The organism is Massilia cavernae, from assembly GCF_003590855.1.
Taxonomy (GTDB): Bacteria; Pseudomonadota; Gammaproteobacteria; order Burkholderiales; family Burkholderiaceae_D; genus Telluria_A; species Telluria_A cavernae.
On sequence record NZ_QYUP01000089.1, the window covers coordinates 13,528 to 28,662 of the forward strand.

Genomic DNA, 15,135 nt, shown 5'->3' on the forward strand with positions numbered 1-15,135 from the left:
CCAATCGGCCGGAACCCCCGGTCGGCCGCTTTAGTCTGCTCAGACGATGCAGGCGCAGTCCCTCGGGAACATCATCGCTTTCAGGATGAGCAGAACCGCGCGTTGTTGCGCCGGTCTGCCCGCACATTATTTCACCGATATTGACAACCAGGAGAAGCGGATATGGAGCAGCGTGCATGAGCAAGGACACCGCACCACCAAGCGCGTGCGTGTCGCGCGATGCCACCCAGGCCAAGCTCGACCGGCGCAACGCGGCAAGCGCGGCGATCAAGCCCAAGGACCTGTACACGATTGCAGACCGGGTCGAGCAGCAGGCGCGCGACGCCGGCGAACGCCTGTTCCTGGCCTACGCCGAACAGCGCTTCACCTACGCCGAGCTCGATGCGCGCGCCAACCAGTTCGCGCACGCGGCGCTGGCGCACGGACTGCGCCCCGGCGCCGTTTGCGCGATCGCCATCGAGAACCGGCCGGAGTTCTATTTCACCTGGTTTGGCCTGCTCAAGATCGGCGCCGTGGTAGCCTTCCTGAATACCAACGTCAGCGGGCGCGCGCTGGTACACGCCATCGAGAGCACCGGCGCCAGTTTTGTGATCGTCGGCGAAGAATGCCACGCCCACTTCAGCGCCACCGCCGGCTTGCCGCCGGTGGCGCAGTTCTTCCTGCCCGACCCCGAGAAGCCGCTGCCGGCGGCTCTGCGCGAGGGCATGGACTTCTCGTTTGCGCGCGCGGTGGCCAATGCGCCGCGCACGGCGCCGCCGCCGAGCCTGCGCGAGGGCATCACCGCCGAGCATCCCGCCGTGCTGGTGTTCACCTCGGGCACCACCGGGCTGCCGAAGGCGGCGATCTACAGCCATATGCGCTGGCTGATGTCGGGCGACGTCATGAATGTGACGATCGGCGCCAGCGCCGACGACACCTTCTACTGCTGCCTGCCGCTGTATCACGGCGCCGCCTCGCTGGCGGTGACGTCGACCGCGCTCAAGGCCGGCGCCGCTATCGCAATGCGGCGCAAGTTCAGCGTGCGCGCTTTCTGGCACGACATCCGGCTGCACAAGGTGACGGTCTGGCAGTACATCGGCGAACTTTGCCGCTACCTGGTCAACCAGCCGCCCGCCCCCGCCGACCGCGACCACGGCCTGCGCGCCATCATGGGCGCCGGCTTCAACGCCGAATCCTGGAACCGCTGGGTGGCGCGCTTCGGCCCGATGGACATCTACGAAGGCTGGGGCGGCACCGAGGCGAACACCAACCTGATCAACGTGGACAACTATCCAGGCGCCGTCGGCCGCGTGCCCGACTGGAACAAGACCAACTTCCGCCTGCTACGCTACGACATCGAGAACGACCAGCTGGTGCGCGACCAGAACGGCTTCTGCATCCTGTGCGAAGCCGGCGAGATCGGCGAGGCCACTGGCCTGATCGTCACGGATCCGGACATCGGCGGCGGCCGCTTCGAAGGCTACACCTCGGCAGCGGCGACCGAGCAGAAAATCCTGCGCAATGTGTTCCGCACTGGCGACGCCTACTGGAGTTCGGGCGACCTGCTGCGCTATGACGCCGACGGCTATTTCTACTTCGTCGACCGGATCGGAGACACCTTCCGCTGGAAGAGCGAAAACGTCTCGACGCTCGAAGTGGCCGAGACGCTCGCCGACCTGCCGGGGGCGGAGCTGATCAACATCTATGGCGTCGCCGTGCCCGAGCACGAGGGCCGTGCCGGCATGGCGGCGATCGTCATGCAGCCAGGATGCCAGTTCGATCCGCAGGCGCTGTATGCGATGGCCGAAGAGCGACTACCGCGCTACGCCGCACCGCTGTTCGTGCGCATCGCCCGCGCCGCCGAACTGACCAGCACCTACAAGCTGCGCAAGGTCGACCTGCAGGCCCAGGGCTACGATCCGCGCGCCTTCGACGATCCGCTGTTCGTGCGCGACGAGCAGGGCCGCACCTACCAGCCCTACTCCGCCGCCGCGCTCGAGCAAGCCGGGCTGCCGCCTTTCAAGGGCAAAGCCTGACAGCTCCGGACATGTGTCGTACACATGTCCGGAAACCTGCCGCCTCCGTCCTGGAGGCGACATACATAAAATGGATTTGTGGGGGGATGGTGCCGCAGCCTGCCCGGGCGCACCGGAACGGTACGCCCGGCTGGCCTGCTAGCAGGCGTCGGGATAGTCGGTGTAGCCGGCGGGACCAGGCGTATAGAGCAGCTTGCGGTCGAACTTCGACAAGGCCTGACCGTGGCGCCAGCGCCGCACCAGGTCCGGATTGCCGATGAAGTGGCGGGCGAAGGAAATCGCCTCGCCTTCGTTGGCGGCCAGCGCCTGTTCCGCGCTGTCGATGCCGAAGCCGTCATTGAGGATCAGGCGCGCGCCGAAATGCGCACGCGCCAGCGCGAACGCATCGATCGACGCCAGCGGCGCGCGCATCACGTGCAGGTAGGCCAGTTGCAGCGAGGCCGCCTGGCGCATCAACTCGGCGTGGGTGGCGGCCGAGTCCTCGTCGCTGGTATCGTTGAAGGTATTGCCCGGATTGAGGCGCAGGCCGACCCGCCCTGCCCCGATCGCATCGGCCATCGCGGCCAGGCACTCGAACGCGAAACGCGCACGCCCGGCGGCGTCGCCGCCGTACTCGTCGCTGCGCCGGTTGCTGCCCGAGCTGAGGAACTGCATCGGCAGGTAGCCGCTGGTGCCGTGCAGCTCGACGCCGTCGAAGCCGGCCGCGCGCGCGTTCAGCGCCGCTTGCCGGTGTTCGTCCACCACCTCCTTCACCTCGGCGGTACTGAGTGCGCGCGGCGCGTCGAACGGCTGCATGCCGGCGCTGTCGGTAAACACCTCCCCGGCCGCCTGCAGCGCCGACGGCGCCACCGTTTCCACGCCGGGCGGCTTGATGCAGCTGCTTCCGATCCGCCCGGCATGCATCACCTGCAGCACGATCAGGCCGCCGCGCGCATGCACCGCGTCGGTCACCTGGCGCCATCCCTCGATTTGAGCGGCGGTCGCGATGCCGGGCTGGCGGCAGTACGCCTGGCCGGCCGCGCTCGGCCAGCTGCCTTCGGCGACGATCAGGCCGGCCTCGGCGCGCTGGGCGTAATGCTCGCGCATCATCGCGGTCGGCACGCCTTCCGGCGTGGCGCGGTTGCGCGTCATCGGCGCCATCACGATCCGGTTGGACAGCTGCAGCTCGCCGAGGGTCAAAGGTTCGAATAAATGCTTTGTCATGTCGGCTCCTTCATCGCACGCGAATGCGCGGCGCCGGGGTCCCGCGCCGCATCGTTTCGAGGAACTGTTCCAGCGGCGCCGGCGCCGCCACCTCGGGCAGCACATCCTTGTCCGGCCGGCTGGCCCAGAATTCCGCCCATGACGGGAACAGGTCGTGGAAGGTGCCCGCATACGGCGCCCGCCCCGGCCAGCGCATCTTCATGTCGCCGATCGGCGGCTTGTTCTGGTCGCTGGCGTACCAGTAGCACGGCAGGCGCCGGCGGAAGTACCAGGTGCCGCCCATGCGTTCGTAGTCGTCCCAGTACAGCATCTGCATGGTCACCCATTCGGCGCCGCATTCGTGCTCGTTCTTGGAGTAGACCACGCCGGTGGCGTGCTCGCTGTCCTTGAATTCGATGATGTGCTGGCCCAGGTGGTGCGAGGTGCCGGTAAACTGGTCGCGCAGCGTATCGGTCTGCCACGCCTTGAAATGGGCGCGCCCGACCTTCTCCTTGCCGACCCGGATATCGGGCGCGAACAGGTTGACGTGCGCATCCATGTCGCGCATGTCGAGCGACAGCGAGTAGCGGGCCGCGAGCTGGCGGATGGCGTCGAGCGACTCGAGCCGGTCGATGCGTTGTTCGAGCGTGTTGTTGGACATGTGCGGCCTCACCCGAGCGCCGTGACCAGCACCGCCGAACGGCCGCCGTCGACCGCCAGCGTGGCGCCGGTGACGTAGGAGGCTTCGTCGCTGGCCAGGAACAGGATCGCGTTTGCCAGCTCGTCCGGCCGGCCGACCCGGCCCAGCGGGATCAGCTTCTCGGTGTTGCGGCGCGCCGCCTCGTCGGACAGCATGCCGGCGGTGCCGGGCGTGTCGACCACCGCAGGAATCACCACGTTGACCCTGATGTTGTTAGGTGCGCCCTCGGCCGCGGCAACCCGCGAGAAGTTGATCACTGCCGCCTTGGCCGCGGAGTAGCCGGCCATCCAGGGCGAACCCAGCGTGCCGCAGATCGACGACAGGTTGACGATCGCGCCGCCGCTATCCTTCATCAGGCGCATGGCGCTGCGGGTGCCCCAGAAGGTGCCGTCCACCGAAGTGGTGAAGTTGGCGCGCCAGTCCTCGGTGCCGATCGACTCGATCGGTCCCCAGGTGTAGGCCATCGCGTTGTTGACCAGGATGTCGAGCTTGCCATGGCGCTGGGCTGCGCCCTCGATCGCGGCGACATACTCGGCTTCGATGCCGACGTCGGCCTGCACCGCTTCCGCCGCGCCGCCGTCCTGCACGATCCGCGCCACCACCTCGTCGAGCATGCCCTTGCGGCGCCCGCAGATCACGACCGTCGCGCCTTCCTGCGCAAAACGGATCGCGGTGGCTGCGCCGATTCCGCTGCCGCCACCTGAAATGAATGCTACCTTGCCTTGCAATCTGCCTGCCATGCCGTGCTCCTTAGATAAATGCCATGCCGCCGTTGACGGCGATGTTCTGGCCGGTCATGAAACTGCTGTCCTCGCCGGCGAGGAACAGCGCCGCGCGCGCGATTTCTTCCGGTTCGCCCATGCGCCCCATCGGCACCGCCTTGAGGATCGCTTCCTCCCATTCGCTGGGCAGGCCCTGCATCATCGGCGTGTTGGTCGGCCCCGGCACGATGGTATTGATGCGGATGCCCTGCGCGGCCACTTCTTTCGCGGCGCTGCGGGTCAGGCCCATCACGCCGGCCTTGGAGGCGCAGTAGTGCGCCGGTCCGTCGCCATTGAGCGCCGCCGTGCTGGACAGGTTGATCACCGAGCCACGGGTGCCGCTGGCGGCCATACTGCGCACCGCTTCGCGCACGCAGTGGAAGGTGCCGGTCAGGTTGACGCCGATGACCCGCGCCCAGCTTTCGTCGGGCGTTTCGGCCAGGGTGTCGAACGAGCCGATGCCGGCGCTGTTGACCACGATGTCGATACGGCCATAGCGCGTTACCGCTTCGTCGAACAGCGCGCGCACGGCGCCGCTGTCGGCCACGTTCACGGCGCGCGCCATGCCCGCGCGTTCCGGGTCGGCGCCGGCGATGGTTTCCTGCGCCGCCTCCAGGTTAAGGTCGGCCGCCACCACCACCGCGCCGTGCTCGGCGAACAGGCGCGCGATCGCGCGTCCCATGCCTTGCCCGGCGCCGGTCACCAACGCTATCTTTCCACTGAGTTTCATTTCCTGCTCCACGATTGAATGACTGCTGTTGTTATCGGATCTACTATTACTGCCCTTACCGCCAAGCTTAGTGCCAAGGCCTGCCGCCACCATCGTCCGAGCAGACTAAGGCGCGGCCAAGCGCGCTTGCGCGGTTTTGGCCAGTTCGCGCTTGAGCACCTTGTTCGACGCATTCAGCGGGAAGGCCTCGAATTCGAGCTGGTAGCGCGGCACCTTGTAGTTCGCCATGTGCTGGCGCGACCAGGCCGCCAGCTCGCCTTCGCCGAGCGCGGCCCTCGGGCGCAGGATGACGCAGGCGCATCCAACCTCGCCCATGCGCTCGTCCGGCACGCCCACCACGGCCACCTGCGCGACCGCGGGATGGGCCGCCAGGATGCGTTCGATCTCGGCCGGGTAGCAGTTGAAGCCACCGACGATGAACATGTCCTTCAGGCGGTCGGTGATGCGCAGGTAGCCGCGTTCGTCCAGCACGCCGATGTCGCCGGTATGCAGCCAGCCGTCGGCGTCGATCGCTTCGCGCGTGGCCTCCGGGTCGTCGAAATAGCCCTGCATCACGTGATAGCCGCGCAGCAGAACCTCGCCCGGCTGGCCTGCCGGCACCGGCCGGCCTTGTTCGTCGGCGCAGCGCACCTCGGTGCCGGGTAGCGCCTTGCCGCAGGTGGTGGCAATGGTCTCGGCGCTGTCGTCCGGATCGCACAGCGTGGCGCAGCCGCCGCATTCGGTCAGCCCGTAGGCGGTGGTCACGCTGCGGAAGCCCAGTTCCTCGCGCATGCGGGTAATCAGGATCGGCGGCACCGTGGCCGCGCCGGTGCACGCGGACTTGAGCGAACCGAGGTCGAAGGATTTCAGATCAGGATGCGCCAGCATGCTCAGGAACAGCGTCGGCGGGCCCGGCAGGAAACTGATGCGGTCCTGCTCGATGCGCTGCAGGACCAGCGTGGCGTCGAACACCTGGCAGGGATAGACGGTCGCGCCGCGCAGGAAGGCCGCCACCCAGCCCGCCTTGTAGCCGAAGGAGTGGAAGAAGGGATTGATGATCAGGTAGCGGTCGCCCTCCTCCAGCCCGGTCACCGCCGACCAGGCGCTGAAGGCTCGGATGCTAGGTCCGTGCGCGGACAGCACGCCCTTGGCGCGTCCGGTGGTGCCGGAGGTATACATCAGGTCGGCGATGCTGTCGCCGTCGAGCGCCCGCTCGCGCGCCTGCACGCGCGCCGGCGCCACCTTTGCCGCCAGCGCCAGGAATGACCGCCAGTCGATCTCGCCCTTTGCTTCCGAGTAGCCATCGCGCAGCACGACCACATGGCGCAGGCCGCTCGGGCGCGTGCCGTCGAGCAGGCGCGGATAGTACTGGCCGAGGAAATCGCCGATGCAGAACAACACCTTGGCGTCGCAGCGTTCCAGCACCTCGGCCGCCTCGCCCCCCTTCATGCGGGTATTGATTGGCACCAGCACCGCGCCAGCGGCGTGGATGCCGCAGGCCGCAATGATCCATTCGTGCAGGTTCGGCGCCCAGATCGCCACCCGGTCGCCGGCTTCGACGCCGAGCGCGATCAGCGCCGCCGCTGCCTGTTCGCTGCGGTACGCCAGGTCGGGATAGGCGATCGACAGCGCGCCGTCGACGATCGCCGCACGATGCGGGAACCGGCGCGCCGCTTGGCGGATCATCTGCGGCAGGGTCTGCGGCAAGCGTTCGACTTCGCTAATCATGTTTACTCCGGAAATTTGACACGGACTCGTTGAGTCATCGGTATGGCCTGGCAGCTCAGGGTCCAGGCCCTGGCCAGGTCCTTCTGGTCCAGTACGTCGTTGTGGCGCAGGTGGACGCTTCCTTCCACCACCTGGCACATGCAGGCCGCGCACATGCCGGCCTGGCACGAGCTGGGCAGCACTACGCCGGCACGGGCGGCGGCGGCGAGCAGGGTTTCATCGCCGCCGCAGTCGATGCGGTGGGTCACGCCATCGAGCAGGATCTCCAGTTCGGCGCCCGCCACGCCGCCAGGCGGCGCCGGCGCCGGGGCCGGCGAATCTTCCTCGTCGGGCAGCGACACGAAGCGCTCCACATGCACCCGCGCCGGCGCCATTTCCACCTGCTCCAATGCTGCCACCGCGGCATCCATGAACGGCCCGGGGCCGCAGATGAACGCCTCGGCGCCACGCCACGGCAGGACCAGTTCGGCCAGTTGAGCAATGGACGGCACTCCCTGTTCGGCGTCGAGCCAGTGGATCACCTGCAGGCGCTCCGGGTGGGCGGCCGCCAGGGCATCGAGGACGCCTTGGAAGATCACCGACGGGCGATCGCGGTTAGCGTAGACCAGGCAGGCATTGCCGTGGCCGTCGGCCAGCAGCGAGCGCAGGATGGACAGCACCGGCGTGATGCCGCTGCCGCCGGCGAACAGCACCAGGTCGCGGTCGAGCGTCGCCGGGGTGAAGACCCCGGCCGGCGGCAGCACCTCGACCAGGTCGCCGGCCTTGACGTTGTCGCAAATCCAGTTCGAGCCGCGCCCGTCGCGCACCCGCTTGACCGTTACCCGCAAGCCGTCGTCGAGCGATGGCGCGCTCGACATCGAATAGCAGCGCAGCAGGTGGCGGCCGTCGTACGGCAGGCGCAGCGTCACGAACTGGCCGCAGCGGTAGCGGAAGGTGTCGGACAGGGTGGGCGGCACGTCGAACACCAGGGATTTGGCGTCCGCGCTTTCGTCGATCACGGCACGCACACGCAAGCCGTGGTATCGCTGGCCGCTCACAGCACACCCGCCTTCATGGCGCCGTCGAGCAGGTCGGTGCGTTCCAGCGCGATCGGATTGCCGGCCATGTGCGCCACCGCGCGGTAGGCAAAGGTCATTGCAGGACCCAGCGTGGAGCCGGCGCCCGGATAGGCCGGGCCCATCACCGATGCCGAATTGTTGCCAGTGCAGTAGAGTCCGGGGATCGGCTGGCCGGCGCCGTCGAGCACGCGCGCATCCTGGTCGGTCAGCAGCCCGCCCTTGGTGCCGATGTCGCCCGGGTACAGCCGGATCGCGTAGAACGGCGCCTTGGCCAGCGGCGCCAGGTTGGGGTTCGGCTTGACCGCGGGATCGCCGTAGTAGCGGTCGAATACATTGCCGCCGCGGTCGAACTCGAGGTCCTTGCCGCTGGCGGCCCAGTCGTTCATGCGCGCCACGCTGGCGGCCAGGCCGTCGGCGTCGACGCCGATCTGCTGCGCCAGTCCGGCCAGCGTATCGGCTTTCCAGTACACGCTGCCTTGCCACTTCTTCGGCAGGCGGTGGTCCGGCTGCGCTTCGCCCGGGCCCAGCGGGCCCATCGGATACTTGCGGCGGAACTCGGCGTCGAACACGATCCACGCCGGGATCGCCCCGCCGCCGCTGGCCTGGTCGGCGAACATCGCCTGCTGGAATTCCGGATACGGGCATGACTCGTTGAGGAAGCGCCGGCCGGCGGCGTTGACCACCATGCAACCCGGCAGCGAGCGTTCGACGAACAGCGCGCGGAAACGGTCTTCCTTCGGCACGGAAAGCGTCGGTGCGCCCCAGGTATGGGACATCAGGTGCAGCGCGCCGCCGGCGCTTTCGCCGGCGCGGATCGCGTCGCCCGTATTGCCGCCGGGCGGAGTCGCGGTCCACGCCTGGTCGGTTGGCTTGGGCAGGTACTGTTCGCGCATCGCCTGGTTGCGTTCGAAGCCGCCGGCCGCCAGCAGCACACCCATGCGGGCCCGTACAGCGACCGGCTTGCCGTCGCGCTCGACCAGCACGCCGGTGACGCGCCCGTCTTCGGTCTGCAGCGACTTCAGCGGCGTGCCAAGCCAGAGCGCCACCCGGCGCTTGCGCAGGGCCGCCAGCAGGCCGCCCACCAGCGCCTGGCCTCCGGTCATGCGGCGGTCGCGCTTCGTCTTGCGGCGCCATGGATAGTCGACCGCATAACGCAGCATGATCCACATCAGCTTCAGCTTGGCGCTGCGTTCGCGCGACAGGATCGAATGCGCCTCGAAGGCGTTCAAGGTCATGCGCCCGAGGATCAGCTGGCCCGGATTGGTGGGCCGCAGCTGGGCCAGTCCCTCCAGCCCGAGCAGGGCGCCGTTGAAGTCGGCCGGGTCCATGGTGCGCCCGCCTGGCATTGCGCCATCCATGCCCGGATAGTAGTCGGAATACTTGGGCATGCTTTTGTAGCGCACCCCCAGCTGGTCGAGGTAGCGCGCCATGTGGCGCGCCGTTTCGACGTACGCCAGGATGCGCTCGTCGCTGGACAGTCCCCGCGCGCAGGCGCGTACGTACCTGAACGCGGCGTCGACGCCATCGCTCAGGCCGACGCGCGCCATGTCATGGTTGTCCGGGATCCAGATGCCGCCGCCGGACGTCGCCGAAGTACCGCCGGCCACCTCAGCCTTCTCCACCACCAGCGCCGTCAGTCCGGCATCAGCCGCGCGGATCGCGGCGAGCAGCGCACCGGCGCCCGAGCCGACCACCACCACATCGAATATTTGCTCCACTACCGCTCCTTGGGTTGTGCCATGAGGGTGCAAGCCGGGCTTCGGCTTGCCCGCCAGGACACTGTCCTGGCGTAGTGAATCGTCCCACTTGCCGCCGCCGCGATCATCGTCTGTCCGGACTAAAAACTGCCCGGAAGCGGGGCGGCGTTTCAGGTGCCGGCGTACTCGCGCTTGAGCGCGGACTTGAGCAGCTTGCCGACCGCGTTGCGCGGCAGCGGTCCGGTGTGCAGGTGCACCCGCGAAGGCACCTTGTAACCGGCCAGGCTGGCGGCGACGTGGGCCTGGATGGCGGCGCCGTCCAGCGCGGCGCCCGGCTTGGGCACCACTACCGCCACCACCGTCTCGCCGGCAGCCTCGTCGTCCGCCGCCAGCACCGCCACCTCCAGCACCTGCGGATGTTGCAGGATGCAGGACTCGACTTCGCTGGCGGCGATCTTCTCGCCGTTTCGGTTGATGACGTCCTTGATGCGGTCGACGACGAACAGGAAGCCTTCGTCGTCGATGTAGCCGATGTCGCCGCTGCGGAACCAGCCGTCGGACATCGCCGCGGCGGTGGTGTCCGGGTCACGCCAGTAGCCGTCCATCAGGCTGGCGCCGCGCAGCCACAATTCACCCGCCTGGCCGGCCGGCAGCGGCGAACCGTCGATGTCAGCCACGCGCAGCGTCATGATCGGCGACAGCCGCCCTGAACTGCGCGGCTTGTAGACGAACAGGTCGCCCGAAGCCGCGGTGCCAACGCCGTTCGATTCGGTCAGGCCGAAGCCAACGCCCGACAGCGAGTCCGGCTTGCGGCGCAACAGCTCGTCGATCGCGCGCTGCGGCAGGCCGGCGCCGCCGAACCCGATCCCAGCCAGGCTGGTTGTAGCCTCGTCGAAGCCAGGTTCGGCCAGCAGCTGCAGAACCATCGACGGCGCGCCGTTGAACTGGGTGATGCGTTCCGAGCGAATCAGCTCCAGCGCGCGCGCCGGATCCCAGCGGTGCATGAACACGATGCGCCGCCCATTGCGCATGGCCGACAGCAGTTGCGCGTGCAGGCCGCTGACGTGGAACAGCGGCACCGCCGCCAAGATGGTGGGCGCAAAGCCGCGCTGAACGATCGCCGCCACGCGTTCCGGCGAGGCGAGCGCCGACACCGCGCCAATATAGTCCATATTGCACAAGGCCTGGCAGACCGCGCGCTGGCTCGACAGCACGCCCTTGGCCTTGCTGGTGGCGCCCGAGGTGAACAGGATCAGCGCCGGATCCTGCGCCGACAGCTGCACCGCGCGCGGCGTGCGCGCCGGCCCGGCCACCACGTCCTCGTAGCGCAGCACCATCGGCGCTGCGGCGTCGCCGCCGACCACCACCGCAACGCAGTCCAGCTGCGCCGGGACGTCGGGGACGCGCGCCAGCCGCTCGCCGTCGCACAGCACCACGCGCGGCGCCACGTCGCGCAGGCTGGCGGCCAGTTCCGCGCTCATGCCGAAGCTGTTGATCGGCGCCGCCACCGCGCCGATGCTGGCCGCGGCCACGAAACCCACCGCCCATTCGGGCCGGTTGCGCATCATGATCGCGACGCGGTCGCCGCGCGCGACGCCGAAGCGTTGTTGCAGCTGCGCGGCCAGTGCATCGACGGCCTCGAAGAAGCGGGCAAAGGTCCAGCGGTCGCCCTCGTACACCATGAATTCCTTGTCGCCATGCACTCGCGCCGCCGCGATCAGCTCGGGCAGCGTGGCGAAGGCGTTGCGGTACATCGGCATCGGCACGCCGCCGATCTCGCCCTGAACCAGTTCGAACGGCGCGCCGGGCGCGGTCAGCTGCTGCTGGCACCGGCTGGCTGTCTGTGGAATATTTGCCATGTTTCAAAAACCCTTCAACTGGGCGTAGCGGTCGCGGTGGAACACGCCGTCGCCGAATGTTTGCTGAATCACCCGGCCGCGCTTGACGAACAGGCCGAGGTCGAGTTCGTCGGTGACGCCGATGCCGCCATGCAGCTGGACCGCTTCGTTCAAGGCGCGTTCGCTCAGGTCGGCGGCGCGCGCCTTGGCCAGGCTGCCCAGCAGCGCCACCTCGCTGCTGCCGCTATCGATCGCGTCGAGCGCCGCGCCGACGCAGCTGCGCAGCATTTCGAGGTCGACGTACAGGCGCGCCATGCGGTGCTGCAGCGCCTGGAACGAGCCGATCGCGACGTCGAACTGGACCCGCTCCTTCAGGTAGGCCACGGTACGGTCGAACGCCTCGCTGATCACGCCGAGCGCCTCGGCGGCCAGGCAGATGCGGGCGCGGTCGAGCACCGGTTCGAGCAGCGCGAAGCCCTCGCCGGCGGCGCCGAGCAGCGCCGCGCCGTCGAGCCGCACGCCGGACAGGCGCACCCGCGCCGCATTGCGGCTGTCGGCCATCAGGCTGCGCTGCACGACGACGCCTTCCGCCTTCGGATCGACCAGGAACAGGCTCAGGCCATGGGAATCGCCCGGCGCGCCGGCGCTGCGCGCCACCACCACCAGCATGTTGGCCACGTGGCCGTCGAGCACAAACCATTTTTCGCCGTCCAGCACCCAGCCGCCGGCATCTGGCCGCGCCGTGGTGCGCACCGCGCAAGGCGCGTGACGGCCCTCTTCTTCCAGCGCCAGCGCCAGCAGTGCGCTGCCGTCGATGACGCCGGCGATCAGCGCGCGCTGGCGCGCGTCGCCGCCGGCGAGCAGCAGGCCGCCGCCCAGCACCACGGAAGGCAGCAGCGGCAGCGCAGCCAAGGTGCGGCCGGCCTGCTCGAATACCGCGCCCAGTCCCTTGTAGCCGAAATCGAGGCCGCCTTCGGTTTCCGGGAATACTGCCGCGGTCCAGCCCATCTCGGCCACTTCGCGCCATACGGCGGGGTCGTAGCCGAGCGGGTCGCGGCTGTCGCGCAGGCGCCGCAAGGCGCTCACCGGCGCGCGGGCGGACAGGAATTCGCGCGCGGTCTCGCCCAGCAGGCGCTGTTCCTCGTTCAATAACATGCTCATGGTCTTTTCCTCACGCCGGCAGTCCGAGGACCCGCTTGGCGATAATATTGAGCTGGATCTCCGACGATCCGCCGGCAATGGTGTAAGTCTTGGACAGCAGCCAGGCGCGGCAGATGTCATGCTCTTCCGCACTGAACTCGCTGCCCTCCCAGCTCAGGCCGCGATGGCCCATCAGCTGCATCAGCAGTTCGTACTTGGCCACCTCGTGCTCGGTCATCACCAGCTTCATGATCGCCCCCAGGGCGCTGACGTCCATGCGCGCCGCCGCTTCCTCGGTGATGCGGCGGTGCGTCTGCGTGAACGCATGCGCGTCCATCAGCAGTCCCGCCAGGCGGTCGCGCCAGACCGGTTCGCGCAGCACGCCATCGGCGTCGTACAGGTAGGGACGGGCCACCGCCAGCGCGTCGTGCGACGGCGCCCCGCCTTCGGTGAATTTCGACATCGCGGCGCGCTCGTGCTGCAGCAATTGCTTGGCCACCGCCCAGCCGCCGTCAAGCGCTCCGACCAGGTTTTCGGCCGGCACCCTGACGTTGTCGAAGAAGACCTCGCAAAAGCTCGACTTGCCACTGATCAGTTCGATCGGCTTGGCCGTCACGCCAGGGCTGTGCATGTCGATCAGCAGGAAACTGATGCCGTCCTGCTTGCGCGCCGTATTATTGGTGCGCACCAGCGCGTACATCCAGTCGGACTGGTCGCCGTACGAGGTCCAGATCTTGGCGCCGTTGACGATGAAGTCATCGCCCTCGCGGCGCGCCGAGGTTTTCAGGCTGGCCAGGTCGGAGCCGGCGTTCGGCTCGCTGAAGCCCTGGCACCAGCGCACCCGCCCTTCCATCATCGGCGTCAGGTGCCGGCGCTTCTGCTCTTCGCTGCCGAGCGCCAGCAGCACCGGTCCGAGCATCCAGATGCCCAGGTTGTATTGCGGCTGGCGGCAGCCGAGGGCCGCCATTTCCTGCTCCAGCACGGCGGCCTGGCGGGCGCTCAGCCCGCCGCCGCCGTATTCCTTCGGCCAATCCGGCGCGAACCAGCCGCGCTCGCGCATGCGCTCGAACCACAGGCGCTGGTCGGCGTTCCTGAATTCGAGGCGCGAGCCGCCCCATACCATCTCGTCGGCGACGATCGGCGTGCGCATCGACGGCGGGCAATTTGCCAGCAGCCATGCGCGCACTTCGCCCCGGAATATCTCCATCTCACTCATTGCTTCCCCCGTTTGATCCGCATTCTTCATTCCACCATGCTGAATTTATACCTGCCGTCGTCGTCGAGCACGCGCCGGATGCTGCCGTCGTAGCGCAGCCAGGACAGGTGGGCAATCGCCTCGCCCAGTCCCAGCATATAGTCGATCGGGCTGCGCAAGTTGGGAAACATGGATTCCATCGCCGCGAAGGCGGTGCAATCCGGATTGTCTCGCACATGGGCGCGCAGCTGGTCGAATTCGTGTGCGTGATGGTCGCGCAGTTGCTGCACCCGCGTGTGCAGGCCTCGGTACACCCGCTGGTGCGACGGCAGCACCAAGGTGTCCGGGGCCAGCTGGTCGAGCCGGTCGAGCGACTCGAGCCACAGCTGCAGCGGATTGGCCTCCGGCTCTATGCAGCTGACCGCCACGTTCGAACTGATGCGTGGCAGCAACTGGTCGCCGGCGATCAGGATCCGCTCGTCCTCGCAGTACAGGCAGGCATGCTCTGGCGAATGGCCCTCGCCGATCACCACGCGCCAGCGGCGCGCACCGATGTCCAGCACGTCGCCGCCGCGCAGGCGGCGAAACGCCTGCGCGGCCGGCGCCAGGAAGGGATCGGCGCGCATCTTCGCCATCATCGGCTCGATGATGGCCTCCGGCATGCCGGCGCGGCTGAAGAAGTCCTGGTGCGCCTGCGGCATCGGGTCGGACGGCGGCGTCGACGCCATGCGCAGCATGAAGTACTCGCCATGCGTCATGTACAGCGGCACCTTGAAATGCTCGGTCAGCCAGTGCGCCAGGCCGGCATGGTCGTAGTGAAAATGGGTGCACAGGACCGCCTTGACCGGCAGGCCGTCGAGGTGGGTGGCGGCGATGTGGATCCACAGCCGGCGCACCGCATCGGTATTGAGGCCGGTATCGACCAGGGTCCAGCCGTCCTCGGCACGCAGCAGGTAGACGTTGATATGGTCGAGCGACATCGGCATCGGCATGCGCGCCCACAGGATGCCGGGCGCGATCTCGACCACCGAACCGTCCGGCAAGGGCGCGACCAGCGGATAGTCGAGCGCCGGGGGCGTGGCTGGAATCCCGGCGAGGGATATCGGCGCCAT

General features: G+C 68.3%; 12 protein-coding genes. 1 reads left to right on the top strand and 11 read right to left on the bottom strand.

Translation table 11 applies throughout. From position 1 onward, the window contains the following. Window positions 1–176: 176 nt before the first annotated feature. Window positions 177–2,015 carry a long-chain-acyl-CoA synthetase gene (locus D3872_RS09225; RefSeq protein WP_119810493.1) on the top strand — a complete coding sequence of 613 codons (1,839 nt, stop codon included), beginning with the start codon at window positions 177–179 and terminating at the stop codon, window positions 2,013–2,015. Between the two features lie 138 nt (window positions 2,016–2,153). On the opposite strand, the gene D3872_RS09230 is transcribed toward D3872_RS09225, so the two are convergent. The 11 genes from D3872_RS09230 to D3872_RS09280 form a co-directional block, all read right to left on the bottom strand. Further along, entirely contained in the window at window positions 2,154–3,218 is a 1,065-nt protein-coding gene (locus D3872_RS09230; protein WP_119810494.1) for an alkene reductase, read from the bottom strand. Window positions 3,219–3,228: 10 nt separating this feature from the next. Then, on the bottom strand, window positions 3,229–3,858 hold the full coding sequence (locus D3872_RS09235) for a nuclear transport factor 2 family protein (RefSeq protein ID WP_119810495.1): 630 nt from the start codon (window positions 3,856–3,858) through the stop codon (window positions 3,229–3,231). An 8-nt stretch (window positions 3,859–3,866) separates the two neighbouring features. Beyond that, window positions 3,867–4,637 (bottom strand): SDR family NAD(P)-dependent oxidoreductase, encoded by a 771-nt coding sequence (locus D3872_RS09240; protein WP_119810496.1) that lies wholly within the window; start codon window positions 4,635–4,637, stop codon window positions 3,867–3,869. 10 nt (window positions 4,638–4,647) lie between these two features. Continuing rightward, complete coding sequence (locus D3872_RS09245) at window positions 4,648–5,388, bottom strand: SDR family NAD(P)-dependent oxidoreductase (RefSeq protein ID WP_119810497.1); 741 nt, start codon at window positions 5,386–5,388, stop codon at window positions 4,648–4,650. A 105-nt stretch (window positions 5,389–5,493) separates the two neighbouring features. Continuing rightward, a complete protein-coding gene (locus tag D3872_RS09250) occupies window positions 5,494–7,095 on the bottom strand; it encodes a FadD3 family acyl-CoA ligase (RefSeq protein ID WP_119810498.1) in 1,602 nt (533 codons plus the stop codon). A 2-nt stretch (window positions 7,096–7,097) separates the two neighbouring features. Further along, window positions 7,098–8,132, bottom strand: a complete 1,035-nt coding sequence (locus D3872_RS09255; RefSeq protein ID WP_119810499.1) for a ferredoxin--NADP reductase — start codon at window positions 8,130–8,132, stop codon at window positions 7,098–7,100. Beyond that, window positions 8,129–9,871 (bottom strand): FAD-binding protein, encoded by a 1,743-nt coding sequence (locus tag D3872_RS09260; protein WP_119810500.1) that lies wholly within the window; start codon window positions 9,869–9,871, stop codon window positions 8,129–8,131. The genes D3872_RS09255 and D3872_RS09260 overlap by 4 nt, the downstream gene beginning before the upstream one ends. Window positions 9,872–10,020: 149 nt before the next feature. Continuing rightward, window positions 10,021–11,709 carry a class I adenylate-forming enzyme family protein gene (locus D3872_RS09265; protein ID WP_119810501.1) on the bottom strand — a complete coding sequence of 563 codons (1,689 nt, stop codon included), beginning with the start codon at window positions 11,707–11,709 and terminating at the stop codon, window positions 10,021–10,023. A gap of 3 nt (window positions 11,710–11,712) precedes the next feature. Next, window positions 11,713–12,849: an acyl-CoA dehydrogenase family protein gene (locus D3872_RS09270; protein WP_119810502.1), complete on the bottom strand. Its 1,137-nt coding sequence runs from the start codon at window positions 12,847–12,849 to the stop codon at window positions 11,713–11,715. A gap of 10 nt (window positions 12,850–12,859) precedes the next feature. Continuing rightward, window positions 12,860–14,044, bottom strand: a complete 1,185-nt coding sequence (locus D3872_RS09275) for an acyl-CoA dehydrogenase family protein (protein ID WP_119810503.1) — start codon at window positions 14,042–14,044, stop codon at window positions 12,860–12,862. Window positions 14,045–14,070: 26 nt separating this feature from the next. Next, window positions 14,071–15,135 (bottom strand): MBL fold metallo-hydrolase, encoded by a 1,065-nt coding sequence (locus D3872_RS09280; RefSeq protein WP_119810504.1) that lies wholly within the window; start codon window positions 15,133–15,135, stop codon window positions 14,071–14,073.